The organism is Pseudomonas sp. Je.1.5.c (genome assembly GCF_051129895.1).
GTDB classification, from domain to species: domain Bacteria; phylum Pseudomonadota; class Gammaproteobacteria; order Pseudomonadales; family Pseudomonadaceae; genus Aquipseudomonas; species Aquipseudomonas urmiensis.
The window spans coordinates 253,944-277,795 of record NZ_JBCPSP010000001.1; the positions used below are offsets into that span (position 1 = coordinate 253,944).

41 protein-coding genes are annotated in these 23,852 nt (G+C 60.4%); 12 read left to right on the top strand and 29 right to left on the bottom strand.

Translation table 11 applies throughout. The features are described 5' to 3' along the window. Positions 1-45: 45 nt before the first annotated feature. From AAZU54_RS01240 to AAZU54_RS01300, 13 genes are all read right to left on the bottom strand, one after another. Complete coding sequence (locus tag AAZU54_RS01240) at positions 46-450, bottom strand: phage tail terminator-like protein (RefSeq protein WP_186703235.1); 405 nt, start codon at positions 448-450, stop codon at positions 46-48. Beyond that, complete coding sequence (locus AAZU54_RS01245; protein ID WP_434726365.1) at positions 447-875, bottom strand: HK97 gp10 family phage protein; 429 nt, start codon at positions 873-875, stop codon at positions 447-449. The genes AAZU54_RS01240 and AAZU54_RS01245 overlap by 4 nt, the downstream gene beginning before the upstream one ends. Before the next feature lie 3 nt (positions 876-878). Continuing rightward, on the bottom strand, positions 879-1,259 hold the full coding sequence (locus AAZU54_RS01250; protein WP_434726366.1) for a glutamate 5-kinase: 381 nt from the start codon (positions 1,257-1,259) through the stop codon (positions 879-881). A gap of 2 nt (positions 1,260-1,261) precedes the next feature. Beyond that, positions 1,262-1,654, bottom strand: coding sequence for a protein singed (locus AAZU54_RS01255; protein WP_434726367.1), 393 nt, complete (start codon positions 1,652-1,654; stop codon positions 1,262-1,264). A 39-nt stretch (positions 1,655-1,693) separates the two neighbouring features. Then, positions 1,694-2,275: a hypothetical protein gene (locus tag AAZU54_RS01260; protein WP_434726368.1), complete on the bottom strand. Its 582-nt coding sequence runs from the start codon at positions 2,273-2,275 to the stop codon at positions 1,694-1,696. 49 nt (positions 2,276-2,324) lie between these two features. Then, positions 2,325-3,293 carry a major capsid protein gene (locus AAZU54_RS01265; RefSeq protein WP_100633250.1) on the bottom strand — a complete coding sequence of 323 codons (969 nt, stop codon included), beginning with the start codon at positions 3,291-3,293 and terminating at the stop codon, positions 2,325-2,327. 12 nt (positions 3,294-3,305) lie between these two features. Next, the gene (locus AAZU54_RS01270) at positions 3,306-4,016 is read right to left on the bottom strand and encodes a hypothetical protein (RefSeq protein WP_434726369.1); all 711 of its coding nucleotides are present in this window, start codon (positions 4,014-4,016) and stop codon (positions 3,306-3,308) included. 85 nt (positions 4,017-4,101) lie between these two features. Continuing rightward, entirely contained in the window at positions 4,102-4,509 is a 408-nt protein-coding gene (locus AAZU54_RS01275; RefSeq protein ID WP_434726370.1) for a hypothetical protein, read from the bottom strand. 58 nt (positions 4,510-4,567) lie between these two features. Beyond that, a complete protein-coding gene (locus AAZU54_RS01280; RefSeq protein ID WP_434726371.1) occupies positions 4,568-5,614 on the bottom strand; it encodes a phage minor head protein in 1,047 nt (348 codons plus the stop codon). Further along, positions 5,604-7,028: a DUF4055 domain-containing protein gene (locus AAZU54_RS01285; protein WP_434726372.1), complete on the bottom strand. Its 1,425-nt coding sequence runs from the start codon at positions 7,026-7,028 to the stop codon at positions 5,604-5,606. The genes AAZU54_RS01280 and AAZU54_RS01285 overlap by 11 nt, the downstream gene beginning before the upstream one ends. An 8-nt stretch (positions 7,029-7,036) precedes the next feature. Beyond that, positions 7,037-8,338 (bottom strand): terminase large subunit domain-containing protein, encoded by a 1,302-nt coding sequence (locus AAZU54_RS01290; protein WP_434726373.1) that lies wholly within the window; start codon positions 8,336-8,338, stop codon positions 7,037-7,039. Next, complete coding sequence (locus AAZU54_RS01295) at positions 8,310-8,786, bottom strand: DUF2280 domain-containing protein (RefSeq protein ID WP_434726374.1); 477 nt, start codon at positions 8,784-8,786, stop codon at positions 8,310-8,312. Before AAZU54_RS01295 ends, AAZU54_RS01290 begins: the two co-directional genes overlap by 29 nt. 31 nt (positions 8,787-8,817) lie before the next feature. Further along, entirely contained in the window at positions 8,818-9,423 is a 606-nt protein-coding gene (locus tag AAZU54_RS01300; RefSeq protein WP_434726375.1) for a putative metallopeptidase, read from the bottom strand. A 73-nt stretch (positions 9,424-9,496) separates the two neighbouring features. On the opposite strand from AAZU54_RS01300, the gene AAZU54_RS01305 reads away from it, so the two are divergent. Further along, positions 9,497-9,874: a hypothetical protein gene (locus AAZU54_RS01305; protein ID WP_434726376.1), complete on the top strand. Its 378-nt coding sequence runs from the start codon at positions 9,497-9,499 to the stop codon at positions 9,872-9,874. A 21-nt stretch (positions 9,875-9,895) separates the two neighbouring features. On the opposite strand, the gene AAZU54_RS01310 is transcribed toward AAZU54_RS01305, so the two are convergent. From AAZU54_RS01310 to AAZU54_RS01375, 14 genes are all read right to left on the bottom strand, one after another. Next, positions 9,896-10,165 carry a hypothetical protein gene (locus tag AAZU54_RS01310; RefSeq protein ID WP_434726377.1) on the bottom strand — a complete coding sequence of 90 codons (270 nt, stop codon included), beginning with the start codon at positions 10,163-10,165 and terminating at the stop codon, positions 9,896-9,898. Beyond that, positions 10,165-10,476 (bottom strand): peptidase M48, Ste24p, encoded by a 312-nt coding sequence (locus tag AAZU54_RS01315; protein ID WP_217190657.1) that lies wholly within the window; start codon positions 10,474-10,476, stop codon positions 10,165-10,167. Before AAZU54_RS01315 ends, AAZU54_RS01310 begins: the two co-directional genes overlap by 1 nt. 142 nt (positions 10,477-10,618) lie before the next feature. Next, entirely contained in the window at positions 10,619-11,209 is a 591-nt protein-coding gene (locus tag AAZU54_RS01320) for a hypothetical protein (protein ID WP_434726378.1), read from the bottom strand. A 112-nt stretch (positions 11,210-11,321) separates the two neighbouring features. Further along, positions 11,322-11,945, bottom strand: coding sequence for a recombination protein NinG (locus AAZU54_RS01325; protein WP_434726379.1), 624 nt, complete (start codon positions 11,943-11,945; stop codon positions 11,322-11,324). After that, complete coding sequence (locus tag AAZU54_RS01330; RefSeq protein WP_434726380.1) at positions 11,942-12,409, bottom strand: recombination protein NinB; 468 nt, start codon at positions 12,407-12,409, stop codon at positions 11,942-11,944. The genes AAZU54_RS01325 and AAZU54_RS01330 overlap by 4 nt, the downstream gene beginning before the upstream one ends. Continuing rightward, positions 12,402-12,740 (bottom strand): hypothetical protein, encoded by a 339-nt coding sequence (locus AAZU54_RS01335; RefSeq protein ID WP_434726381.1) that lies wholly within the window; start codon positions 12,738-12,740, stop codon positions 12,402-12,404. The genes AAZU54_RS01330 and AAZU54_RS01335 overlap by 8 nt, the downstream gene beginning before the upstream one ends. Beyond that, positions 12,737-13,039 (bottom strand): hypothetical protein, encoded by a 303-nt coding sequence (locus AAZU54_RS01340; protein ID WP_434726382.1) that lies wholly within the window; start codon positions 13,037-13,039, stop codon positions 12,737-12,739. The genes AAZU54_RS01335 and AAZU54_RS01340 overlap by 4 nt, the downstream gene beginning before the upstream one ends. Then, positions 13,039-13,434 (bottom strand): hypothetical protein, encoded by a 396-nt coding sequence (locus AAZU54_RS01345; protein WP_434726383.1) that lies wholly within the window; start codon positions 13,432-13,434, stop codon positions 13,039-13,041. The genes AAZU54_RS01340 and AAZU54_RS01345 overlap by 1 nt, the downstream gene beginning before the upstream one ends. Then, the gene (locus AAZU54_RS01350; RefSeq protein WP_434726384.1) at positions 13,434-13,625 is read right to left on the bottom strand and encodes a hypothetical protein; all 192 of its coding nucleotides are present in this window, start codon (positions 13,623-13,625) and stop codon (positions 13,434-13,436) included. Before AAZU54_RS01350 ends, AAZU54_RS01345 begins: the two co-directional genes overlap by 1 nt. Further along, on the bottom strand, positions 13,625-14,431 hold the full coding sequence (locus AAZU54_RS01355; RefSeq protein WP_434726385.1) for an ATP-binding protein: 807 nt from the start codon (positions 14,429-14,431) through the stop codon (positions 13,625-13,627). The genes AAZU54_RS01350 and AAZU54_RS01355 overlap by 1 nt, the downstream gene beginning before the upstream one ends. Beyond that, positions 14,421-15,266: a replication protein gene (locus tag AAZU54_RS01360; RefSeq protein ID WP_434726386.1), complete on the bottom strand. Its 846-nt coding sequence runs from the start codon at positions 15,264-15,266 to the stop codon at positions 14,421-14,423. Before AAZU54_RS01360 ends, AAZU54_RS01355 begins: the two co-directional genes overlap by 11 nt. 64 nt (positions 15,267-15,330) lie before the next feature. Next, on the bottom strand, positions 15,331-15,522 hold the full coding sequence (locus AAZU54_RS01365; RefSeq protein WP_434726387.1) for a hypothetical protein: 192 nt from the start codon (positions 15,520-15,522) through the stop codon (positions 15,331-15,333). 49 nt (positions 15,523-15,571) lie between these two features. After that, complete coding sequence (locus AAZU54_RS01370) at positions 15,572-15,766, bottom strand: hypothetical protein (RefSeq protein ID WP_434726388.1); 195 nt, start codon at positions 15,764-15,766, stop codon at positions 15,572-15,574. 30 nt (positions 15,767-15,796) lie between these two features. Continuing rightward, entirely contained in the window at positions 15,797-16,036 is a 240-nt protein-coding gene (locus AAZU54_RS01375) for a carph-isopro domain-containing protein (protein WP_434726389.1), read from the bottom strand. Between the two features lie 83 nt (positions 16,037-16,119). On the opposite strand from AAZU54_RS01375, the gene AAZU54_RS01380 reads away from it, so the two are divergent. Genes AAZU54_RS01380 through AAZU54_RS01390 form a run of 3 tightly spaced genes read left to right on the top strand, consistent with a single transcriptional unit; the run spans position 16,120 to position 17,588 of the window. Next, positions 16,120-16,893 (top strand): S24 family peptidase, encoded by a 774-nt coding sequence (locus AAZU54_RS01380; protein ID WP_434726390.1) that lies wholly within the window; start codon positions 16,120-16,122, stop codon positions 16,891-16,893. A gap of 49 nt (positions 16,894-16,942) precedes the next feature. Continuing rightward, positions 16,943-17,206, top strand: a complete 264-nt coding sequence (locus tag AAZU54_RS01385; RefSeq protein WP_434726391.1) for a hypothetical protein — start codon at positions 16,943-16,945, stop codon at positions 17,204-17,206. After that, on the top strand, positions 17,199-17,588 hold the full coding sequence (locus AAZU54_RS01390) for a hypothetical protein (protein WP_434726392.1): 390 nt from the start codon (positions 17,199-17,201) through the stop codon (positions 17,586-17,588). The genes AAZU54_RS01385 and AAZU54_RS01390 overlap by 8 nt, the downstream gene beginning before the upstream one ends. A 57-nt stretch (positions 17,589-17,645) precedes the next feature. Here AAZU54_RS01390 and AAZU54_RS01395 read toward each other — a convergent pair whose 3' ends face one another. Then, entirely contained in the window at positions 17,646-17,954 is a 309-nt protein-coding gene (locus tag AAZU54_RS01395; protein ID WP_434726393.1) for a hypothetical protein, read from the bottom strand. Between the two features lie 614 nt (positions 17,955-18,568). On the opposite strand from AAZU54_RS01395, the gene AAZU54_RS01400 reads away from it, so the two are divergent. From AAZU54_RS01400 to AAZU54_RS01435, 8 genes are all read left to right on the top strand, one after another. Then, the gene (locus AAZU54_RS01400; protein WP_434726394.1) at positions 18,569-19,243 is read left to right on the top strand and encodes a polysaccharide lyase family 7 protein; all 675 of its coding nucleotides are present in this window, start codon (positions 18,569-18,571) and stop codon (positions 19,241-19,243) included. Positions 19,244-19,536: 293 nt separating this feature from the next. Beyond that, on the top strand, positions 19,537-19,959 hold the full coding sequence (locus AAZU54_RS01405; protein ID WP_434726395.1) for a hypothetical protein: 423 nt from the start codon (positions 19,537-19,539) through the stop codon (positions 19,957-19,959). Continuing rightward, a complete protein-coding gene (locus tag AAZU54_RS01410) occupies positions 19,956-20,147 on the top strand; it encodes a hypothetical protein (protein WP_016486608.1) in 192 nt (63 codons plus the stop codon). Before AAZU54_RS01405 ends, AAZU54_RS01410 begins: the two co-directional genes overlap by 4 nt. After that, the gene (locus AAZU54_RS01415; protein WP_434726396.1) at positions 20,144-20,359 is read left to right on the top strand and encodes a hypothetical protein; all 216 of its coding nucleotides are present in this window, start codon (positions 20,144-20,146) and stop codon (positions 20,357-20,359) included. The genes AAZU54_RS01410 and AAZU54_RS01415 overlap by 4 nt, the downstream gene beginning before the upstream one ends. Before the next feature lie 286 nt (positions 20,360-20,645). Next, positions 20,646-21,377 (top strand): hypothetical protein, encoded by a 732-nt coding sequence (locus AAZU54_RS01420; RefSeq protein WP_434726397.1) that lies wholly within the window; start codon positions 20,646-20,648, stop codon positions 21,375-21,377. Beyond that, positions 21,374-21,937, top strand: coding sequence for a siphovirus Gp157 family protein (locus AAZU54_RS01425; RefSeq protein ID WP_434726398.1), 564 nt, complete (start codon positions 21,374-21,376; stop codon positions 21,935-21,937). The genes AAZU54_RS01420 and AAZU54_RS01425 overlap by 4 nt, the downstream gene beginning before the upstream one ends. 7 nt (positions 21,938-21,944) lie before the next feature. Beyond that, a complete protein-coding gene (locus AAZU54_RS01430; protein WP_434726399.1) occupies positions 21,945-22,457 on the top strand; it encodes a hypothetical protein in 513 nt (170 codons plus the stop codon). Positions 22,458-22,706: 249 nt separating this feature from the next. Further along, positions 22,707-23,225: a hypothetical protein gene (locus AAZU54_RS01435; protein ID WP_434726400.1), complete on the top strand. Its 519-nt coding sequence runs from the start codon at positions 22,707-22,709 to the stop codon at positions 23,223-23,225. Here AAZU54_RS01435 and AAZU54_RS01440 read toward each other — a convergent pair. Further along, positions 23,180-23,830 carry a hypothetical protein gene (locus tag AAZU54_RS01440; protein ID WP_434726401.1) on the bottom strand — a complete coding sequence of 217 codons (651 nt, stop codon included), beginning with the start codon at positions 23,828-23,830 and terminating at the stop codon, positions 23,180-23,182. The genes AAZU54_RS01435 and AAZU54_RS01440 overlap by 46 nt on opposite strands. Between the last annotated feature and the right edge of the window lie 22 nt (positions 23,831-23,852).

Sequence of the window (23,852 nt, forward strand, 5' to 3'; positions counted from 1 at the left end):
CAATAGGCGTAAAAAAACCGCCATGTGGCGGTGCAAGTGGTGGGCTCAGTAGGCCCGGTATGGAACGCGGACGTTTACCTGGTACCAGCCGTGACCGTCGTCGCCTACGCTCTGCGGGGACGCCTCGAAGAAGTCGAACGGCCCTTCTGGCGCGCTGTAGTACTGGAACTGGGTGACCAGAGTGTCTACAGCCCGGGTGATTGCCAGGGTGCCGCTGTAGCTGGGCACGAACAGCTGGATGACGACGATTCCTGTCTGGCGCACGCATGGCCCGATTCCGACCTCTGGCGTGCTGCTCAGACCGGGGATGTCCGCTAGGCGGGCCCAGATACTGCGACCAGCAGGATCAAATGGCTTAGGCGGGTTCGGGTAATCCACTGCATCAGCAGGGATACCGGTCCATTGCGCCATGCGCCCGATGACGATGGCGCGGATTTGTTCGAAGGTCATGAATAGGCCTGCGAGACGCCATTGAACGACACCGAATAGACGCCGCCAGGCGCCTGGGTCGAATGGCCGTCCTCTAGTTTCTCGGCATAGGGTAAGTTCGTCTGGATGTAGATGACCGTGAAAGGCTCAAGACCAGATAGCTGACGCTGCCCTTCTGCTATCGTTTCCGATCCAACCTTGTCGATTTTGGTCGTCTGTGTGTAGACAGGCGCCCCGATGCTGACAATGTGGCTCCCTCTGAACCTCCCGCCTGTATAGCCGGGCGGTGGCGGGCTCTTCCAGAGATCAGGATTGCCCACAGGCGAACGCAGAACGATCTCGCCAAGCATCGCCATGGCTATCGCCCTGGATCGCTGTGTCAGCGCATCCTCAACCACGCCGGCGAATGCACTTGGTGGCGTGCTCCACCCTCTCCCCTTGGCCATGGGTCACTTCCTCAGCTGGATCTCGTAATGAGCCTTGGCCGGGTCTATGCCTGGGCTGACGATGCGATACGTGGCCGGCTCGCCAGTGATGAGGTCGGGCGCCGTGATCTGGTGCCCCACAGCCGGCTTGTCGGTGACCTCGTTGGCCAGGCAGATCAGCAGCACGTCGCCCGCCAGGATGTTCAGGCCGTCGATGCGCCGGCTGTCGTAGCTGTCGATCACGCCGCGCCCGGTGTAGGTCACTGGCTGCGACGTGGTGGTCTCGTTTACCGGGTCCCAGACGCCGGGCCCCATGTAGGTACCGGTGAACGTCGATACCGCGTCGGCCAGGTCCTCGTCGAAGGCCTCGGCCAGGTCTGCCTGGATCTCGTCGCGGAGCCCCATGGCTATCCCCTTTTCACAGCAAAGGCGAACGGATTGCTGCGCCAGGGCGTCAGCAGGGCCAATGCCAGCTGCACACAGGCTGGCTGAGCGACAGTGCTGGTCTTGTCGATCGAGCCGAAGGTCTTGCTGGTCGATACCGATCCGGCCTTTACCGTCTTCGCCTCGAGCGAGCCCTCGGTCTGCTGCTGGTAAAGCTTTCCTTGGGAGGAGCACTTGGCCAGCCGCGCGCCTGCCTGCTTCACATCGTCTGGGATGTTGTCCATGTCGATGCCTACCAGGTTGAGCGCAGTCAGATAGGCATTTGCCTCGAAGACCGCCTCGTCCTTCAGCTCTGGAGCTGCCCAGTCAGGCCCAAGGATGGCGTCTACGTCGGCCACAGTGATGTAGGTAGCCATCCGGCCTCCGCTTGAATGATTGGGGCCGCAGCCCCGGTGTTACTGCTGGTTGAGCTCGGCGACCTGTTTCTGCAGCGACTCTTTCGAGGCGTTGGCGCGGTAGGTGACGCCAGCCTTGTCCAGCGCAGCCTTCAGCGCCTCGACCTCAGGATCGGCAGCCGCTGCCTTCAGCGATTCGATCTGCTTGAGCAGATCAGCTTTTTCCTGCTCCAGGTCGATTACCTTCTGCACCTCACCGTCGCGCTCGCGCTTCAGGCTGGCAACTCCAGCATTCACCGCTTCGAGCACCTGGAACAGGCGGCCTGCGGTTTCGCCCAGTTCGCCTTGCGGACGCTCCAGGGCCTGCTCAGCGAACGACTCGACGATCACGCCGATGGACGTCAACTCAGCAGTCAGGCGGTCGATATCGTCCTGTCTCAGTCCGCCAGACTCGACAACCACGGCCACGGCCTTCAGTTCTGGCCGAATGCTGACCTCTGGCACTTCCTTGGCCTCGCCCTTGCGGTTCAGAGCCACGTTTGCGTCGACGATGACCAGGCCGGCTTCCTTGGCCAGAGCTTTCACGTCTTCCTGGTACTGGTGAAACGGGCCTGGCAGGTACCAGATATTGTTCTTGCTCATGAGCTTATCCTCAGTAGGCCGGGCCATATGCCCAGCCCACCGTCAGGGGTTACTTGGAAGCGTCACCGATCAGAGCAACACCAGCGGTGTGCTTGATGCTGGTGGCGGTCTTGTCCCAGTTGGTACCGGTGGCCAGTTCGGCATCGGTCGGAGACTTGCCGCCGGCGGTCACATCCCAGGTGTAGCCCTTGAGGCCAAGGCCGAAGGTGTAGTCGGTCTGCAGCGTGGTCTCGATCCGCTCTTTGCCGTTGGTGGTCTGGACGTTGCTGATGATGTCGCGACCGTCGTGCACCAGTGCAGCACCCTGGACCAGAGACAGGATGATCTCTTTGTCCGGGGTGCCGTCCTGCATCAGAGCCGGGGCATCGGTCACAACCGAGACCTTGCCCAGGATGTCAATTACACGGACGTTACCGGCCTGGAACAGTTGCTGCTGGTTGGCCAGGTTCTGACCCACCAGCTTGTGGTAGGTGGTGCCCTGCATCACCTGGGTTACCAGGTTCTGGCTCGCATCACCGAACTTAGCGTGGGCGTTGTTCAGGCCGGCATAGGTGATGCCGGCGGTGGCCGACACGTCATTGACGGCAGCGGCCTGGGCAGTGATCGCGGCGACCAGGGCGGCGATGGCGGTGTTCAGCTGATCCTTCAGCAGGATCTCGGCGAACGCGCGGGACGCGACCTCGATGCCTTGGGCGGTCGGGCGCTCCAGCCAGGTCATCTGCGAAGGTTCGTAGCGGATCGGACCGAAGCCGCCAGCGACCTTTACAGAGGTGTTTTTCAGCTCGGTCAGGTCGGTGATCGGCGCGGTGCCGTTGGCAGCGTAGCGATCCACGCGGCGCTGGGCAGCGGCCAAGGTTTGGAAGAACGATTCTTGCAAGAAGTCGCCGGTGAAGCCGTCCGGGGACAGCACGATGGCGCCGCGGCTAGCGGCGTTGAACGCAACGAGCATCTGATCCAGCGTCTCGATGGTCGCCGGCATGATGTATTCGTTGAAAACCTGCATTTGCGACAGGGACATGGGTGTATTTCCTTATTTCAATGGAAGGTCTGGGAACCGGTTGGCCAGTGCCGCCGTGCGTTCCTCTTTGGTGCCGCCGATGTTGCCTCTTGCGGCCCCGCCGCCTTTTCCAGCACCCCCGGCCCCGCCGCCGGATGCCTTGCTACCAGCGATCAGCGGACCGAAGGCCGGATCGTTGGTGAATTCTGCTTTCAGCTCGTCCAGCGTTGCCGCCGAGAGCTTGCCGGAGGCGTCCAGCACGACAACGGTAGGTTTACCGTCGCGCTGCTCGACGCTCAGCCGGCGTTCGATGTGGGGAAGCAATGCCTTGGCGCTGCCTGGCACGGCCAGAGCAGTCGCGATCTCGGTGGCGGTGCGGCCCACGGTCAGATCCCGGATCTGAGCTTGAAGGGTGGCGCGTTCGCTTTCGAGAGTGCCGGTCAGTTCAGCTTCGCGGCGGTTGTACTTCTCGGACCACGACTTTTCGAGCTCCTCGACGTTGCCCGACTTGCGGGCAGCCTCTTCGGCCTCGGCGCGCGCCTTTTCTTCGGCTTCGCGGCGGGCTTTCTCGGCGGCCTTCTTCTCGCCCAGGAGCTCCTCCACCTTGGCCTTCAGGCCGGTGACATCCTCCTGCTGCGGCAGACCATCGATGCCGAGGACGAACTTGCCGTCCTTCTCGACATACAGGGCTGCTACCGATTCATCGACGCCTTCGAGGCTGTCCAGTTGGAATTTCAAGGTCATTGCTGTCTCCCAGAGACTTGTGCAGGCCCTGCCTGCGGGGCATAAAAAAGCCCCGCACTAGGCGGGGCTGTTTGTAAGGACTCATTCAGTTGAGTTTTAGAAGTGATAGAGGCTCAAATTTGGCGATAGCCTTGCTAAGGCTTAAGGCTCCCCGCTCAACAAAGTAGAGTTCAAGACCAATAATTCCCTCACCCTCAAAAGCGATCACGAAGCCGTATTTTTCGGCGATATCACGCGCGACTGCAGGATGTTGCTCCAGCGCACCTGGGAGAGGAAGGCCGTAAACCTGTACGTGCGGGCCAATTCTAGACGGCCTTCCCTTTGCCCCAAGTACGGTAAGAGCCGCTTTCACAAAATAACCGCTCCAGACGTCAGCCATGGCATCGCGCAGAGATGCGCTCTCATCTGGAGTGAACCACCGATCTTCAATTAGGCAATACGGCCGAACAGTGTTGATCAGCTGATCCCCAATCACCTTTTTCTCTTCAGTCATTTTGTGGCTCCCATGATTAAAGAGGCATACATATCCCTTACAGCCATGGGGCGCAATATCAATGTGCCAATAGTCGTTCGAATGCCATCGGCTCACGCTCGCGCAGCTCTTTGAGCGTCAGGGTTCTGCCGTCGTCGTCAACGAACCGGTCGATGGTCAGTTCGCCCTTGCTGAACAGTTCATAGCGCGCCGGCCCGAGCACATCCTTCTGGAACGCTACGGGCTGCCGGGCGAGCCATTCGCCGTAGGTGGTCTTGCTGCTGACCTGCTCGGCACCGTCCGGGCCTACCGCTGGGCGAGTTGAGCCAGGGATATCTCGGGCAAACTCATCCTTGAGGACTGGGATCTCGGTGGTCCGGCAGTTCCAGTGGAATGGCGGCGACGGCGCTGTCATGGGAACCACCGTGCCATCCAGCGCACGGCAGAGCGGCGTTGTCCTGCCGTCCAGCGTGGCGACCCGGCGCTTACCCTTCAGGATGTCGTCGTTGCCGGCCATGACCTGCGACCTTGCCGAACTGGCGATATGGTTGGTCATGGTCCGCACCAGTGCCCCGGCCTGGTCGCGCTGCAGCACGCCGAGCGAGGTGAGCCGGCGGGTGATCTGACTTGTCGTCTCACCCAGCGCCGAGCCCATGCGTATCTCGCTGATGATCTCGGCGCTCTTCTTGGTGCCGTATTGGTCGAGCGCACCGGCGATGCTGATGCGCTGCCGGCCCTTGCCGACCTCTAGATCGAGCGGATCGGTCAGCGCTGCGGCGGCGACCTGCTCAATGCTCGGCTTGTTCAGCGGCACGACCGTCTTCACGACCTTGCCCAGCAGGGTCATGTTGAACTCGGCCTCGTACCCGGCGAATTCCGTCAGGTCGAGCACGGCCTGCTGCTTCATCTCGCCGTATAAGCCCGCCAGCTCGCCCTGTAGCTCCTGAACCTGCTTCTCGTACCGTTGGGTGCCGTAACGGCTCAATCCCTCTGATACACGCGATTTGGCGGTGCTGATGGCCTTCGTGATGAACTTGGCCAGGCGCTTGAGGCTGCCGCCGGCGTAGCGCTGCACGTGCACCTGGTGGCGAGTCGCTGCGTCCGACAGGTAGCCGTCACTGCTCATCCTCGCCGCCTCCGGTGTCGTTGCCGGTCACCGGCGGCTGCTGGGCCAGCTCATCGTCGATCAGTTCGTCGGTGCGGTCTGCCTCTAGCACACCACCCTGGCGAAGGTTGGTGCGCAGGTCGGACTTCGCGATGATGCCTTGCTGCCAAAGCTGGACCTGGGCCAGGATGTCCTGGGCGGTCATCGTCTCGTCGAAGAATGACTGGTTGAGCCAGAAGATTGTACCGTCCTCGTCCGGCTCGCCCATCATGAAGCGCTCGGCGTCGAGGATGGCTCGTTTCAGGGCCTCAGACACGTTGCCAGCGATGGTGCCCAGCACACTGTTGTCCGAGCTGTAGCGGATGCGAACGGCCTCTGCTGTCTCTGCGCCGCCCGCCTTCTGGACGATGCGGGCGCCGATCATCAGCATCTGCTCTTCCTTGTCCTTCATCAGCGTGCGGGCCAGCTGGCTCTCGCTTGCCTGGACAAGTTTTGCGTCACCGGACTTACCCAGGTTGTAACCCCGGGTCGATCCGATGTGCATGCCATTGGGGTTCACCTTGGCGAACTCGTCGGCGCTGATGTCGGTGGTGATGAACAGGGTTGGCTGTGAGCTGATAAACCCGCTCTCCTCAACCGTGGCGCTGTTTCCGTAGTGGAGGATGTTCACATCGGCCAGGTCTTCCAGCGGCGACTTGTCGATGCTGGCGTCATTGTTCTGGGCGCCGTAGAAGCTGAACGGGATGTGGTCGAAAGGCTGCCCGTTCTTGTCGAGCGGCGAGACCGGAGTGAAGTTTGTCTTATCCTCGCTGTAGATGCGCTGGACATACCGACCATCAGCCAGCAGCAGCACGCGGTACTGGGTGCTAGTGGTCCGCTCCAGGCTTTCTTGGCTGAATTCTGACACGCACTCCAGCAGGCAGACGTACACCAGACGCTTAACACCATCGATCACCTGCTCATCCCAGTCGATGATCGACTCGGCGTCGTAGTGATGGATCAGCGCCCGCCGGCCCTGCATATCAGCCATCGATGACACGCCGTCAACCGCCGGGAAGTCCACCAAGAAACCGCCGCGGCCGCTATCCAGGCACTCGCCTACCGAATCCTTCGACAGCTGCTCAAGGCTCGTTCCGTCGCCGCTGGCGTTCTCTTTCAGGTAATCGACGCCCGTGGGCAGCTGCAGTTCTGCAGTCTTGCGGAACACTGCGCCCAGCAGGCCAGTGCGCGTACGCCCGGTGACGTTTAGGAACATCGCCCGCTTCTTGTACTGCTTGTACCGCGCCTGGTTCTCGGGAGACTTGTTCTCCGGGTCAGGCATGGGCAGGTAGATATCGTGCTTGCGCACCTCGCGGGCGCCCGCCACGCAGCGCTTGACCAGCTGCCAGCCGGGCAAGGCCTCCGAGTATTCTGCCCGGGGTTGGAAGTTCGGCATGTGAGGCCTCAGAAAGTGAACGAGATTGGAACGTGGGTAACCGGCCTACTGATCGGGTAGTCGTGATGGATGAAGTAGCCACCCGCGTCGTTCGCGTGGTCCACGCCAGATTTCTTGTCAGGCTCGCCGTTGGCCGCCCACACCTGCTGCTCCAAGCCGTCCGCATAGGTCGGGCAGCGCAGCGGGTTGATCAGATAACGGCGTTCGCCATTCGCGTTGCAGAACATGGCGTTCATGGCGTTGATGCGGTCTTTCACCGGAGGGTTGGCGTCGGGGGCGATAACGCTGAACCCGGCTTGGCGCAGGATGGCAATGTCCGTCTCGCTGGCGTTCACCGACTTGCGCGATCCGCCCGAGGCGTCGGGATAGATCCTGATCTCACAGGTCTTCTCGTAGTCGCGTCCGTTGTGCCGCCAGTACCGCTCCTTGATGCGCCGGATCATATCCGGGGTATCGAAGCCATCGATCAGCTCATCCACCGCCCTGGGCTTGCCGTCTGCGCGCTTGACGTGCGTGATGGCGGCCATCTTGCCGACGTTGAAGTCCATGCCGATGAACAGGGGCTCTCCAGGCTCTACTGTGTCGAAGCAGGAATTCAGCTTCCGGTCGTAGGCATGGTAGATCGACCCGGAGTTCAGGTTGACGAACTGGCCATTCAGGTAGGCCAGGATCAGCTGGGCTGGATAAGACTCCATCAGCGACGGGATGTAGTCCAGCGGCAGGTTCAGCTCGTTGTCGAACGTGCTGGCCTGCACCAGGCCGTACATACCCTGCAGGGCCGGCTTCTCACGCAGCTGTTTCACGAACTGCTGATAGACGAACTTGAAACCCTCGGGGGTCGTCGTCACGTCAACGCCGTTCTTCAGCCCGGGCACGTTGTAACGCATCCGAGCAATGATCTTGCGCCAGGCGTGCTCGGCCTTCAGCGCAGGCAGAACATCGAGCTCATCGACCAGGGCGTGCCCGATCTTGAAGCCGACGATGGTCTGCGGCTTCTCCATCGAGCGGCAGATGGTCGTGCTGCGATACTGGCCGCCGCTGTAGAACTCGACCTCCTTGTCGCTCTCCTTCGTCTTGACCTTCAGGCCCCAGTCGAAGGCGACCTCCTCGATGGTCGGGAAGAAGATGTCGCGAATCTGCGGATAGGTCGGGGCGAAGTAGCCGGAGTCGATCCGAGGCCACTCCCAGACGTGCTTGCACAGCGCAGCACAGCCCACCCACGTCTTGCCTGAGCCGAACCCGGCAACGAAGCCACGGAACTTGTTCTCCATCCGGAGGAAATTAGCCTGGGGAACGTTCAGCGACGGCATCAGGCTTCCTCGCATCCACCACGTCGACCTGCACCCGGGTTGGCGGCACGTTGTCGTGGGGATTCTCGTTCTTGGTCTGGCGGTTCACGTAGACGTCGCCGACCTCTTTGGCCGCCTGCTCCAGTAGCTGGGCAGTCAGGGCCATGTTCTTCATGGACTCGGCCTTCTCAGCCATCCTTCCCAGCGCACGGAGCCGGAATGCCCGGTTGGCAATGGGAATCTCAGAGGTTTCTTCGCGGAAACGCTTGCGGGTGTCCTCGAATAGCGTTCGCCACTTGGCCGCAAGGTTCGCCCCCGCGCGCTTGGTTGGGTCGTGCTGCTCGACCTGTTGACGGGTCACATCGATGTCGAATTCTTGCTTGACGGCTTGTGAGACCTGGGTAGGCGTGTCAAAGCACGCCAAAGCCTGAACGATGAAGGCTTTTACATCGCTTGTCAGGGCTGCCATAGGTTGGATTCCGTCTCATGCCTGTCTCACATCAGGCCGACTTGAGCAGACAGGTTCCGCAGGCCCTCGCAATGTTGATCTTGGCCACCTCAGGCGGCCGGCTTGCAGCGTCGATCAGCTGCTGTACGTCAGGGCTGGCACCGTAGCGGCGAACCACGCCGACGAACTCCTCGACGTCGTGCCCACGCATCTCAAGCTTGGGCAGGCCGTCTTGGGTGAATGCCGGGGCGCCGTACTTATCGAGCTTGTGCCCTATGTGATAAAGCTCGTGTTCTATGAGGGCGCAGAACTCAGCCTCGCTGCACTGGGCGCAGTAGTCGCCGGCCAGCGTGATGAGGAACTCCGGCTCTTCGCCGAACCAGTCTCGCATCTGCTGCTCTTGGCGGGCCTTCTGCCAACCACCTGCGCGGATCATCAGCTGCTCAGCCTGGCCAAGCACTGCCCTGCCCTTCCTGGTGAAGGCTGAGGAGGCCCACAGCACGCCGACATTGGCGTCGATGAGGTGAGCGTGCTCTTCGTTGTGGATGCTGCCAGTGGCGGCGAGGATCTCGGTCTTGATCCACTCCCAGACCTCGGGAGCCGGGCGAAGAGTGAGCCAGAGCGACTCCAGTAAATCAGCGGGAGGTTCAGGCTTCATCGTCACTCACCTACGCCTTGCAATGAAGGCACCTAGCGGCTATTGAGTAGTGTCACTCCACGAGGGCCTCACCATGGAAAGCCGCTTTACAGTCGTCGACACAAACTTGATCGCCTACCCGTTTGGGAAGGCCTACCACATCTTCGATAAGAAGCTGAACGCTAAGGCGCGCATACCGCATCCACTACCAGACCTTGGTACCGCAGTACGTCTCTGCGAGGCGCTGAACGGCCTTGATGATCTGTATGGACCAGACCTTGTGGTGCGCAGAGTGCCAAAGGTTGTGGTCAGGGCGATTAAGCCAGGCGAGGCGAACGACTATGCTCCAGGCCAGCTCATGTGGTTCGTAGTCGAGAATCGAATCACGGGCGAGCGGCTCGGTGAGTTCGATCTGGAGCCTGACGCGACCGCCTTGAGGGATCAGCTTTTGGCTAAACAGAACAGCCATTGAGGCGATCAGGCTCTATGCGCCCTACCCCGGCTGGAACACATGGCCACGCCGGGCTACCGCGTACAGGACGATCCCCAGCTTAAGGACAACGCCGTACAAGGTGGGCACATGGCCGTTCATGGCGAGGACGAAGGCGCCGAACGCGCCGATCGCCACCAAGTAGAATGCGATGGCCAGCAGTGGCTCATCCATTGGCCTGATCCGGCGCAGGTAGTCGCACGCAGCGAGAACCACCATCACGCTCAGGAAGGCATTGGCACCGATCAGGAGTGAAATCAGGGTCGAGCTCATCAGGTAGCTCCCTTGGCTCCGAACTGCCCGACGAGCGACTTCAGCACCGGGATGATGTTCATTGCCAGAAGGCCTATCAGAAAGGCCACGCCGTATTGGGTTTCTCCGCTTGCGCCAAGGCTGAAGTAGCTGATGGCTAGCGGGGTGCAGAATACTGCTGATGCGAAGCCGGTGAAGAACGCTGCGACAGCCTGGCCCCTGGTGAGACCTCGCAGGAAGGTCAGGGAGAGGATCGCCCCTGCGAAGCCGCCAATGATCACGCCGTACTTCACCAGCAGGACGCCGGCAGTCGTGCTTGCTGGTTCGGCCATAGGTGATTCCTGGGATATCAGGCCCGGATGAGGGCCTCTTGAGAGCAATAAAAAACCCGGCGCTAGGCCGGGCTCTATGTGACGTTTGCCAAAGGCAAAATTATCAGGATGGCGAAATAGTGCCATCAGCCGCACAATTCCGTCAAGCGGCTGTTTTCATGATTTTTATCGCCGATGAAACGGGCACCAATGCAGCCTTGTCCAGATCGTTGCAGGCGTTGAAACATGCCTCGACGAAGTCCTGCCACTCGCGCTCCCAATTTCTCGAGTCAAGCTCCAAGCCCAACATGCGCAGCAACCACTCACGGAACCCTTCCGGCGTCGGACAAGGATCGATCCCTTCGCTCTGTCCGCCCTGATGCATGCGGCGGTACCGATGCAGCACCCCCAGCGCCACCATGCGGGCCTTCTCGAACTTCTTGGCATACATCCGCGGGCCAGCGGCATAGGCCACGCGGAACATAGCTTCGTGCGCCTCCTCTGCGTCGTCTGCCGTAGCCATCGGGCTGTACATATGCGTACCGAATGCCTTTAGGTGCGCCGGCAGCGTGTCGATCGCCCGCTGAATGTGAGCAGCCAGAGCCTGGTGAGCTTGGTGTCCAGCCTTCCGCTGATTGTCGGTCTTCTGGATCATGCGCCCCAGCAGCCCCATTTCCTGCATCACGGCGCCCTGGCTATCCCGTGGGACGTACAGGGCGTCGTGCCATGCCTGGCGCGCGCTGTTCAGTTGCATCCGCCACCCCCTACACGCTTGCGGCAAGCCGCGATCTTCAACCCCATAGCCAAGGTCAGCAGGCATACCACCACCTGGAGACCGAAGAATGCACATCCGATTAATCCCCAGTTCATGCTGCTTGCTCCTTGAGCTGTTTGGCCTTTGCCCGATATAGGGCCTTGATGCCTTTGAGTTCTTCGATGGTGTAACGCTTGGCCTCATGAGGGCCTTCGAGTCGGTCAACGCGCTCCTGGCCAATCTTCTGGATCAACCGTTCGCGGTAGCCTTGAGCAACAGTCCGGCCTTTGGCGGCGTACTTGCCCGAGCCGCCATTGCAGGACTTGAGCTGCTTGTGGCAGTTGTCCTCGTCGAAGCGAAGCTCTGGGTAAGCGCCTCGACTGAGGAAATGGCCAGCGTCCCACTTACCTCCGGTCAGCCAGTCTTCGCCGGGGCCATAACTACCGCAGCAGATGCAAGGCTCGTCCTTGTCGCGCAGCCGGATGAAGGTGTTGAACTCGATCTGGGCTTCCCGGATGTAATCCGCTCGGCTCTTGAGCTTCTGTTTGCGCACCTGGATCTCGCGGCGCTCCCGCTGGGCGATCGCCTTCCGCGCCACCGCCTGGTTCTCTGGCTTCCTCGCCAGGTCCAGCGCACACGCCACGCTGCAGGCCTTCTGCGTCGACAGCGATGGCCGGAACTTGCAGCCGCAGGCCTTGCACGTCTTCTGCTTCACTTCCTTGAGAGCCGTCCTCATGCGGCCGCCTCCCACTGCTCAGGCATCTGCCCTTTGGGCTCGCTCCAGCTCACACCGCGCTCGGAGCCGAACACGTACATGCACTCGATAACGTCGCCCAGTTCGGCCACGGACATCCGGCGGGTGCTGACGCCAAGCATCACAACGCCGCCGTTGATGCCGGAGGCCATCCGCACCTCTTGGCGGGCAGCAGCGGTCATCAGTGCCTTCCAGTCTTCGCTGTCGAGCTTCTGCATGACGCCGTTCACCGGCCACTCAACCTGGCGGGAGATGTCGGCCAACATGGCCCAGAGTTTTGCGTTCTGTTCCAGGGTTCGGCGGGACTTCACCGGGCGGACGATGATCTCAATAGCCCCAGACACGGAGAGCTCAGTGGCGAACAGGTACGCCAGCCTGCACACGTCACGCACGCGGGACGGGCCGGACGACCAGAAGTGCCGCGGCTTCGCGATAACCTCAGCCATTGGCCACCTCCTTCTTCACCAGCGGCCGCTGCTCAACATCCAGCACATGCCGCAAGGTCTGACGGACCCAGCCAGGCATACCCACTTGGCCAAGGTTCAAGTGGTGGATCATCCAGCTGATGGCCCGGAAGTACTGCGCGCTGGAGTGGCGGATCTTGCGCAGGTCTTCGCCCTGGGCCTTGCACGAGCCGCGGACACTGGCCAGGTTCTGCTCGATCAGCTTTATGTAGTCCTTGGCGCCGTCGAGCTGGCGGTTGAGGCGTTTGATCTCTTCGTCCTGGGCTTGCAGGCGCGCGACCAGAAGGGTCGAATTTGGGTTTTGAGTAGTCATGGCGCCACCTTCATACCCTGGGCCTCGATCGCTGCGCGGCAGTCGTCAATTGCTTCGTCGTAGTGCTCAGCCTCTGGCCGAACAAAGCCGCCTTCGGTGGTGTTGTGCGCGCTTATCTTGGGCGGCAGCTCCACCACCACGGCCTCTCGACTGGCCTGCCAGCCCTTCTGGAACGACTCCCAGTCGGCCTGGGCCATCGGGTCGATGTAGTTGTTGCCCTTCGGCGGCTGGCGGCGATGGTCGCGGGAGTTGGTGCGCTCGAAGGCTTCACGCATTTCGCGCATCTTGTTGGTGTCCATCAGTGCTTCTCCTCGGCAACCACGCGCCCGGCCATCACTTCGTCAAAGGTGCGAAACCCGATCACACTCATGTCCCAGTAGGGCGAGTGGATGTACCGGCCGTAGTCGTCTTTCTCGCCATCGTCGTAGGTCACGGCCAGCAGGTAGTCACCTTCGCCCTTCAGCATGTGGTGCTGCTCTCCAATCTCTTCGTCGGTCTTCAGCTGGGCCTCGATGCTCTGGAGTTGCTCAATGCTCACTTTGCCGCGAACGCCGTAAATGCCGTTCTCCTCCCAGCTCATGCCGAAGACGGAGTACTCGACGATGATCACAGGCTTGTCGCTCGGCCAGGATGCGGTTTCCTCCTGAACGAACTGCTCCCACTTTCGCTTGGCTTCCTGATATCGAGGATCCATCACACCCCCTCCCCGGCCGGCTGCCCGGCGCGCTCGAACTCAACGTGATACCCGCGCTTCTGGCTGCCATCGGCCATCACGACGCGGCGGTCTGCGCCCTTGGTCATGCGTATGATTTCGCGGCCTTCCACGACCTGCGCGAAGCCCTGGCTCTTGAGCTGGGCGACTGTGATTTCTTGTGCAGGGGTCATCAGATGGCCTCCTTGCGCAGGCGCTGCGATTCACCGTCGAACACCAGACCGATGCCGCGACCTTCGCGCAGGCGGTCAACCGAACGCTCGCCCAGCACCTCGCCCAGGCGGCCAGCATCGAGGTTGGAAATCACGATGGTTGGGCGCTGGTCTTCGTAGCGGCCATTGATCACGTTGAACAGGGTGGCCAGCTCGTACTCGCTCGGCTTGGTGGCACCCACTTCATCGAGGATCAGCAGGTCAGGCTCCACCAGACTGGCGAAGGCCTGGGCCTCGGTGTACTCAGCCTTGTCGCCGTAGCTGCCCTTGATGAACTGGAGCATGCTGCTGACGGTGCGGTAGACGGCGGTCATGCTGGTGGTGGTGGCGACTTGCGACGCGATGGCGGCGGCCAGGTGGGTCTTGCCGGTACCGGGTGTTCCGGTCATCACGATGCAACGCCCATCCTCCCGGTGGCGGGCGAACTGGTCGGCGTACTCGCGGCACCGGGTCAGGTTGCGCTGCTGGGTGTCGGTCTCGGCGCGGTAATTGGCGAAGGTCTTGCCCTGGAAGCGGCGCGGGATCAGCGCGGCGCCCAGCTTGCGCTCAAGGCGTGCAGCGGCTCCGCGCTCCCATTCTGCCTGCTTGTCGGCCACTTCCTGGGCGTCGCGGGATTCCTGCGCGCACTTTGGGCAACCGCTCTGGCCAGTCTTGCGGATGATCACCGCGAACTCGCCGTGCTTCTCGCACTGGCCGGCCTGCTTGGCAATCACGCCAAGGCGGCGCTCGATGTCGTTGATGGCGAGGTCTACGGCGCTAAAAGTCATACGAGCCATCTCCCCGGGCGGTCATGCCCTGCGTGTAGTCGATGTCTTGGAACCCGTGGTGACGGGACTGCGCAGCCGGCTGTTGGCGAGTGTCGCGAACTCGGTTGATGACCCAGCTGGCCTTGAATCCCTGCCAGCCAGCGGACAGGGCCTCAGTGATCGCCGCCGAAGCCGATATGCCAGCCTCGGCGCACTTGGCTAGCTCGGTGTTCACGGTCGACCAGACGGTGGCGGTTACGGCGGCCTTCTTCGCCTTGCGCTGGGCCAGCCAGTCGGTCAGCAGTTGCTCGGGGACCTGGTGGGGATTGTCGGCCAGCAGGTTGCTCAGGCCGAACGGAGCTTTGCGCTCAGGCTTGGCTGGCTCAGCCTGGGGGGGCAATGAAATATCTTCCGAAGGAAGATTTTCATAGGGGGTTTTATTCTTGGAATAGAGAAGGGAGTCGTCGATTTTGGTCTGTTTCGACGCATGTCCGATTCGGACGATTTGAGCCGAGTCAGACGATTTGGTCTGTTTCGGCTCTTCGATGAATACCCATTCTTTCGGGTCGCACAAGCCAATATCGCCACGCGCCCCGCCCTCACGGAACAGCACACGGCGCCGCAGTAAGCCCGAGATGGCCTTGGAAATGGTGTCAGGGTGAATGTGGGTAGCCTTGGCGATCGCCGTGGCCGGGATGCGCTGGGCGCCTTCGTTGAAGTTCAGGGTGGCCTTGGCCACGTACAGCACGATCTTCATCTCGCGCGCGGACAGGTCAATGGCCATGAGGCCATCCATCAGTTGATTGTCCATCCGGGTAAACCCCCCGGTATTGCGTAATGGGACGATGTTTGTCATGATCTCTCTCACATATCGCAGTAACGAAAACGCCGACCTCGACCGTCGGCTTTTTTGTGCTCGTTTATCGAGCGCGGAACGCTTGAATCGTCCCGGTCATGGCTCTTGGCCTGGTGCGCCTGGTCAGTTCCTGCTGAATCCCGATCTTCGCCAGCTCCGCCGGAGTCATCCCCCGCTTCGCCGCCTCGGCTTCCAACAGTTTCAACTCACCCGGATCAAGCAGCTCGCCAAGCTCCATGCCTTGTTCTTCTGGCATATCGCCTCCGGTCCCTATCGGGTCCCTGCTGGGTCCCTACGGTTTCGCTTCAGGCCGCTCGGTCGTCGCGGATAGAATTGCCAACAACATCAAGCAGCCAGGACTTCAGGACGTCGCGAGCAAGCACGGCTTTCCTGGTGCGATGGATGCGCGCAGCGCAACGCAGCAGCTCTTCGAATTCGTCATCCAGCAGAACTTTTGTCTGATTTACATGCTTGTGATTGGGTCGCGACAGGTCGCTCATGGCTGTACTGCTCCTTGCGGTTGGGATGGGTTAGGCGGCGGTTTTGGTCGGCGCAGTGACAGCCAGAAGGCGCTGAGCCTTGAACGGCTTGCCATTGGCCTTGGCCAGGGCTGCGATCTTTTCGGCGTAGTTGGTCTCGCCGGTGTATTCGGTGCGCGGGAGGCAACCAGCGGTGAGCCACTTGTAGACGGCGCGCGGCGTTTTCCCGCAAGCGAGCGCAACGGCAGTTACGCCACCTGCGTCATCGATTGCCTTCTTGAGCTCCTGCATGGGGCCTCCAAACGAAAAATGAACTGTCAGTACATATTATGTCGGAACTGAAAGTACATGCAAGCCCATGCGATATTGAACCTATGGTTCATATCGAAGAAGTCCGCGCGGCCTTTGCGTCGCGATTAAAGAAAGCGCTTGATCACAACGGGTTCGCTGCCTGGGGTGCGGGGGCTCGTCTCGCCAATCTCATCGGGGTTACGCCCAAGGCAACCAGCAAATGGTTGAATGGTGAGTCCATGCCTGGCGGGGCGAAGATGCTCGCGCTTGCTGCGGCCCTTTCCGTGCGCGTTGAATGGCTGGAGTACGGCCGTGGCGACATGACCGGACCAGATGAAGCAGGCAATCAGCCGCAGACCACTGCACCCATCAGCAACGCCACCCTTCTCGGCTCTATCTCTGTATGGGACGATGACACCCCTCTGGACGACGACGAGGTCTACGTGCCGTTCCTCAAGGAAGTAGAACTGTCCGCAGGATCTGGACGCACAGTGATCGAGAAGTCGAGCAGCAGAAAGCTCCGCTTCGGCAAGCAGACCCTGCGCAATCAGGGCGTGCAGTTCGACCAGGCCGTGTGCGTGACCGTGCACGGCAACAGCATGGAGCCAGTTTTGCCGGACGGCAGCACAGTGGGCGTCGACAAGTCGTCGACCGCGGTAAAGGACGGGAAGATGTACGCGATCGACCATGGCGGCGAGCTGCGCGTGAAGACGCTGTACCGCATACCTGGGGGCGGCTTGCGCTTCCGCAGCTTCAACCAGGACGAGCATCCGGACGAGGAGTACACCGCGCAGCAGCTGGCCGAGAGCGGGATCAGCGTGCTGGGTAAGGTGTTCTGGTACTCGGTGCTGCTTTGATTTCGTGCTCGCAGGTTACAACCCCATTTAGCAATCAGGATCACGCCTTATGAATGATCATTGCGAAAAAGATGAGCACATGGTCTCTTTCAAGGAAGTAGTCAACCTTACCGCTCCATTGCATGACGCGATCACGGCTTTGGCTGTTTCCGTTATCAAGCTGTCCTCTGTCATAAGCCTAATGGATGACAAGGATGCTCAGAAGGAAGGCTTGGAGGCTTTCGACAATATTGATAATGTGGTTGCCGAGCTTGAGCGCTTCAACGACCTCGTGCTCCAGCTCTCGAATGGAAAAAATACCGATCATGGCTGACAATATCAGGTACCTAATGGAAGAGTACCGCCAAGAAATTGGAGCAGTCTTCAAGCATGGAGGTGGAGAGCCACCGGGAGGCCCCCAATTGGAAGCGCGCGTTTCGGCACTAGAGAAAGCTATCCCTGAGATTAGGGAGAAACTTGTGCGCATAGAGACCCAGCTTGAATCCATGCAATCCGGGATGGCTACGAAGCTCGATATGGCTGGGCTTTCCTCCAAGGAAGAGCTCAATGGCTTGGTGCGTGCGAGCAGCAAAGACATACAAGATCTTGCGGTCGCGTTCCAAAAATCACTGAATGAGCAGACCTGGAAATTCGTTGGAGTGGCAGCCGCTTTGGCAGGGCTAGCATTCACTGCTGCGAAATTTATAGGTCATTGAAAGCCACAACCTTTTAAATCAGCCCGCCTCGGCGGGCTTTTTCATGCCCAGTGGTGCTCAGCGTGCGTAGTCAATCGCGATCGACGCCGCCAGGTCATCGCAATTAGCCGCACCGCTCCTCGCCCTAGCTGTATTCCAGCCGTCTAGATAAATCCGCGCGGCCATGCCCTTAGCCATTCCTGCATAGCGCGGATCCTTATCCGGGATTCGTAGCCAGCCCCTGAAATCGCCTGACCTCATTCCGCTCTTGAAATCGGAGCAGCCTGACTTCCAGATCTCCACGGCGTCTACAGGATCCACATCGGAAGCCTGCGCTGGAGAGGACACCATGGCAAGCAGAGCGCCGGCCATAAAGAATTTTCGCATAGCCACTCCTTTTCCTTGAGACGCAGATTGTAGCAACTACACGTCGCACTGCGCGCATCCCTGGCGCCTGAAGTATCCCTTCCTGTAGCCCGCCTCTGCGCGGGCTTTTCTGTACCCGGAGAAAATTTATGTACTTTTGGTACTTGACCAATATGAACCACTGGTACATATTTACACCCATCGTGGCGCCACTGAGGCCCTCGGGAGGCCCTCAAGCCTCACCGCTCTTTAACAACCAGCGCCATGCCCGACTACCCGGCCCAGCCGGTTAGGTCACTCCCGGCTCCATCGGTGGGAGGTCAGTAAACCGATGAACAAAACCGCACTTGCCTCTACCGGCGACCGGCGATCCGACAGGCCCGACAGCCTGCCCACGCGCAGCCCACTGCGACGGCGGACGAGGTGTTGACCGAACTGAGTGAATGACCTGGTAAGCGGGTGCGGAGAAACACAGATTTCACTGGCTGGCCTTGGCGACAGGGCCTAGCCGGCTCGAATTACTCGCGAACTCATCCTTCTGCGCATTTCCAAAGTGCACAGAGGGATGCGGATGCCCGCATCACGGTTGGAAGGCAATCGTGCCAGGCCAATGATTTTATCGTCAGGAGTAACCCATGACCGTAAACATCAGCAATCTAACGATCACCACCCCCGTGCCAATATCTTCGACAAACCCTGTCGCTCTCGAGGTGAGCGGCGCGGTGGCGATCGCCCAATACCCGAGCGTCGTAAAGGTCTTGAGCGACGGTTCTATCAAGTTCTCGGCACCCACCAAGGGCGCCTCGAGCAAAAGCACGCATCGGACCCGTTGCGAATGGTCCGAATCAACCGACTGGACACTGGCCAGTGCACCGAATCACTGGAATCGTCAGCAGATGACGCTCACCAAGGTCAACTCGGCGCAAAAGGTCGTGATTTCGCAAATGCATGTCCGCGGTGATGACAGCCCTCCAGTGAAGGTGTTCTGGAACAAGGGGAACATCACCATGGGCTTCCGCACCACATACAACCAGACTACCCCCGTTAACTCGACTGTGCTCAAAGGTGTACCGCTCGGAGCGAAGTTCACCGTAAGCATCCACGTCACCGCGAAAGGGCTGGTCACCGTTGCAGCTCAGTGCAACGGAGTATCAGGCTCATCCGGAGCGTTGCAGCTCGACGACACGTGGGACTCTCGTCTGTTTGAGTTCCATGGTGGTGTCTACAACCAGATCGCCTACACCGATGCCACGCCGGCGGAGGATGGCTCAATCTGCGTCATCAGCAGCCTTTCGTTGACCCACAGCTAACTCAATCACAGCCGGAAAGACGGCCCGATGCCCTGCTACCCATCGCAGGCTGCATCGGTGGCCACTCTGAACGCAAGTTGATCGCCGCGAATTGTGAGCGTGGGTAGCGTCTCGCCCATTGGTGAGGTATCCCGACACTCTGTTTGCCCCGGAGAGTGGCCACCGATGCGTCCCGCATCCCCTTCCCTTCAAAACGACCGCATTGGCAGGCGCCAGGCCACCTTTCACGGTGGGTTTGGTCACCCGCGCCTGACGCCTGGCCAATGCGGCCGCACAACCACCAGGAGGACGCCATGGGCGCACTTCGAGAAGCACAATGGCAGTACGACAACCAGTTGCCTCCAGCGGTAAACGAGAGCCCGGCGGAAGAGGCGGAGCGCATCTGGATCGACGACGGCATCGCTGAGCTGATGGCGCGCCGCGACTTCGTGTTTCAGCGCCGCCTGCGGCCACAGCAGGGCGTCACCTTCGAGCGCTTCGCCCAGGCGGTTGATGAGTTCGTGATGAGCCAGTTGTGCCAGTCAGGCATAAGCGGTTCGGTTCTAGGCCGCCTGGTCCTGGCCGCGCGCTGTAAATCATCCGGCGACGCGGCAGCCGCAGCGGACGAAGCTATGAACGTGCCAAACCCTGAATCAATGTTGCAGGAGATCGCCCGGACGCTGCTCAAGCCATTCGCCAAAGAGGGAGTGCTGGCCCAGGCCGAGGACTCGCAATGAGCCCCCACGTTCTGCTCGACAACGAACTGGACGCGCTGGCCGACCCATCAACCCCGGTGAGCTGGTCCGCGATGATCCAAAAGCAACTGACCGAAATGATGGCCGACCAGCGCATCACCATCGAAGAGTTCAACCACTACTGCGGGCGCCTCAACAAGATCGTTGATGGGCGCAAGGAGGTTGCATGACCACGCCTATTTTCCCGTCGATCATCGACGACCAGGTGGCCGAGGCTGCGCAGGCCCTGCCAGATGACCGCATCCTGCTGGTGTTCAAGGGGCTGACCATGGCGGACGCCATGAATCAAGCGCGCTTAGCACACATCGAGAACCCGGCGGCCTGGTCAGGCCGGGCCTACCTCTGCGGCATGTGTACCTTGGCCTACGAGGTCCAGGCGTGACTGGGTACCAGCGGGCCCGCCGATTCGCTACCTGGCGCGGCTCCTTCATAGCCCTCACCTTCTGCACCGGCTGGCTCCTCCTGAGCGCCCTGGCCGGCACCATCACTTCTTGAATTCACACCCGGCGCACGGCGGGCCTTCGGGATAGCCGTACCCCTTCGGGAGCGTAAGCGGCGAGAGCGCGCAACCATCCGCCGCAGCCAGGGCCTGGAGCGTACCTCCGTGCCTGGGTGACCTGGCATTTCCCCTTCCAACTGACGGCGCCGGCCTGGCGCGAGGTTTTCTAATGTCCACTACCAACATGCGCATCTGGGAGCAGGTGCAGACGACCGATACCCGCTTCACCAAAAACGCCGAGGTCGGCGGCCAGAAGATCACCAGCCTGAACGGCACCGCAATGGTCATGAAGGCGACCGAAATGTTCGGCCCAGTCGGGATCGGCTGGGGCTGGAAGGTTCTGGAAGAGCGCTTTGACGACGGACACGAGGTGTTTGCCGGCGAAGGTGACAAGCGAATCTGCCTTGGCCGGGAGATCGGCCACACCGTCAAGATTCAGCTCTGGTTCATGCAGGACGGCCAGCGCGGCGAGGTCGAGCAGTACGGCTGCACCCGGTACCAGTACAAGACCAAGTACGGCATGACCACTGATGGCGAGGCGCCGAAGAAGTCGCTTACCGACGCCATCAAGAAAGCCCTGTCCATGCTGGGCTTCAGCGCCGACGTGTTCCTGGGCATGTTCGATGACGTGAATTACGTGCAGCAGCTGCAGGCCGAGCAGGCGATCGAGCAGGCCGAAGACCGCCAGGCCGAGATCGAGCGCCAACAGCAGGAGCGCCTGGACTTCATCAAGGACACGATCGAGACCATGCAGAAGGCGGTGACGCCGCATGAGCGCAAGAAAATCTACGACCACGCTGTGCGCAAGCTCATCGGCCGCAAGGATGAGAAAGGCGCCGCCCGAATCTCCCTTGAATTGAAGAATCTCGAAGCCGGCAAGCCGCAGGAGGCCGCAGCATGACCCAGCTTTACGCACTCACCGCCCAGATGGCCGAACTCGCCGCCATGTGTGACACCGACGACGAAGGCCTCAAGCAGGCTATTCAGGACACCATGGCCGGCATCCAGGGCGAGTTTGAAGTGAAGGCAGATAACATCGTCATGCTGCGCCGGAACATCGAGGGTGACATCAGCGCGATCGACGCGGAGATTGACCGCCTCAATGAGCTCAAGCGCATCAAGGCCAACAGCGTCACGGCTATCACCGACTACCTTCGCCGAAACATGGATGCAGCCAACATCAAGTCGATCAAGCGTCCGCTGTTCACCATCAGCCTGGTCACCGGTAAGGAGCGGGTCATCGTCGATAACGAACAGGCGGTGCCAGACGACCTGACTTCGGTCGTGACCAAGATCGCGCCGGACAAGAACGCCATCGCCGCAAAGCTCAAAGCCGATCGCGAGCACAACGAAGCCGTCCGCAAGCGCATGGCCGCGGGTGAAGACTGCGAACACGAACTGAGACCTGAGCCAGCCTGGGCGCATTTGGAGTGCGGCGAGAGCTCAATCCGCATCAAGTGAGGTCAGCATGAACCCATCAATCGACCTGGAGGCCGCCAAAGCGGCCTTCCTCTCGTCTGGCGGCCGGATCATTGTGCTGGAGGGGTTCCAGTACGTGCCCTTCCGGCAGCGCCATCACCCTGAGCCGAAGCCGACGCGGGTCAAGCCAGTCAAGCAGGAGCGCGGCGGCGAACGTAAAAGCCGCGCCAAGGCACGCACAGCTCAGATCGAAGAGCTCGCCAAGACCATGACCTGTGGTGAGGTCGCAAAGCTGCTGGGCGAAACCAAGACCGCTCTCTGGGGCGTAGCAGCGCGGGGAGGATTTAGGTTCTTCAGCCCGCCGAAACCGGCCAGACCGGAGAAGGTAAAGACCGAACCGAGCCAGGAGGATCGTGACCTCGCCGACAAGATCATTGCCCTGCGTGGTGCCGGCAAGTCCCGGTGGGGCGTGACTTTGGAGCTGGGCATCGGTAACTGCAGGTTCGCGCGCATTCTTGCCGAGTTCGACATTGACTTCCCGCTCCAGCGGAATCGGGGGTAGGCCATGATCGCCACAATCTCCCAGCCCGTGCCCGCCGTGAAGTACGCGGCGGCCATGGCCAGATCCACTGGTCAGCCTTGGGGCGTATACCGAGGAAACAAGCGTCTACTGGTGGTTATGCCCTCTGGCTCGACGAAGAAAACACCTATTGAGGTGTGCCACCCATGAGACGCATCCAGAAACTCACGCAGCAGCGTCGCCGCCAGTTGCACATACACATCCCGCCCAGCGGATTGAAAGAGGTGCCGTATGGCGATGGACCAGGCAGAGCGCGACCGGCGCCGGCGCGAGAAGTCAGCAAAACACCAGGAAGAAGACCTGCGTTTGAAGGTTCGATCAGGGACTAAACAGGCCCTGCTAGAGCTGATGGAGTGGGCCAGCATAGAGGAACAGGGCGAGGCGATGACGCTGATGATTCACCACATCGAAGCGCTCGGGCATCACGCTCTGTTCAGGATCGCGCGCCACGAAATTGAAGCTCACCGATCTGTGGCGCGGTCTGAGTCGCTGCGGCTGTCAGCCAGGAAGCGAACCGCCCAGCACCTGCGAGCGATATGCGGGTGGGTGGACGCCACCTACAGCCAGATGATCGAGGCGCTGATTCACGGAATTCACGCCCTAGGCCGGATGCACGCGGCGAAGTTTCTCACCCCGCCGCGGCATGAGATCAACATCTCGCCGCGCCTGGCCCTAGCCTTCGACCGGAAGAGCATGCTGATGATTCAGAAAGATCCGGGGGATGAGGTCTTTGCGCCTTCAATCAATTGAGCGTGCTCAGCGGTGATAACGGTAAAGCGCCCGATGGCTTTCATGTCCAGCTGGCCAATATCGTACTTCCCCCAGTACTGAAAGGCTGCTCGGAATATTTCGTAGGCGTACTTATGGTATTTCTCATAAAAATCTGAAAGGTCAACCTCACCTGAGGTCCGATCAGTAATGGCATGGGCAGCGCTGTTTCGAACTTTCCTAAATTTAGCGCCGAAATCAGGTGGAATTTCGATGTCATAATACGCGACATCATTTTCCCATCCGTAACCCCGCCCCGAATTTAGCCGCTCGACAATGGAGCGAAACACTCGTCTGGCCTCTGACTGGAAAAGCGCGTCCTTCTTAACCGACCCTGCATGACCTGAGAAACCTTTGTCAGTGCCTTGATCGCGCATGAAACATGCGACGCAAAATTCATATAGGTGATGCAGGAAGGAGCTGTAGCTACTGAATAGCTGCACCTGCTCGGTTGGGGTCAGCACCGCTAGGATTTGCTTTTCGCCCAATCGGATAAATTCATCATGGCTCGCCTTCATAAGGAAGCTTTCGTGATGAATTGCCGCAATAAGCGCCCCGTCTAACTCGCGATCTGAGTAGTCCTGCATCATCGCTCCTTGACCCGGCCCC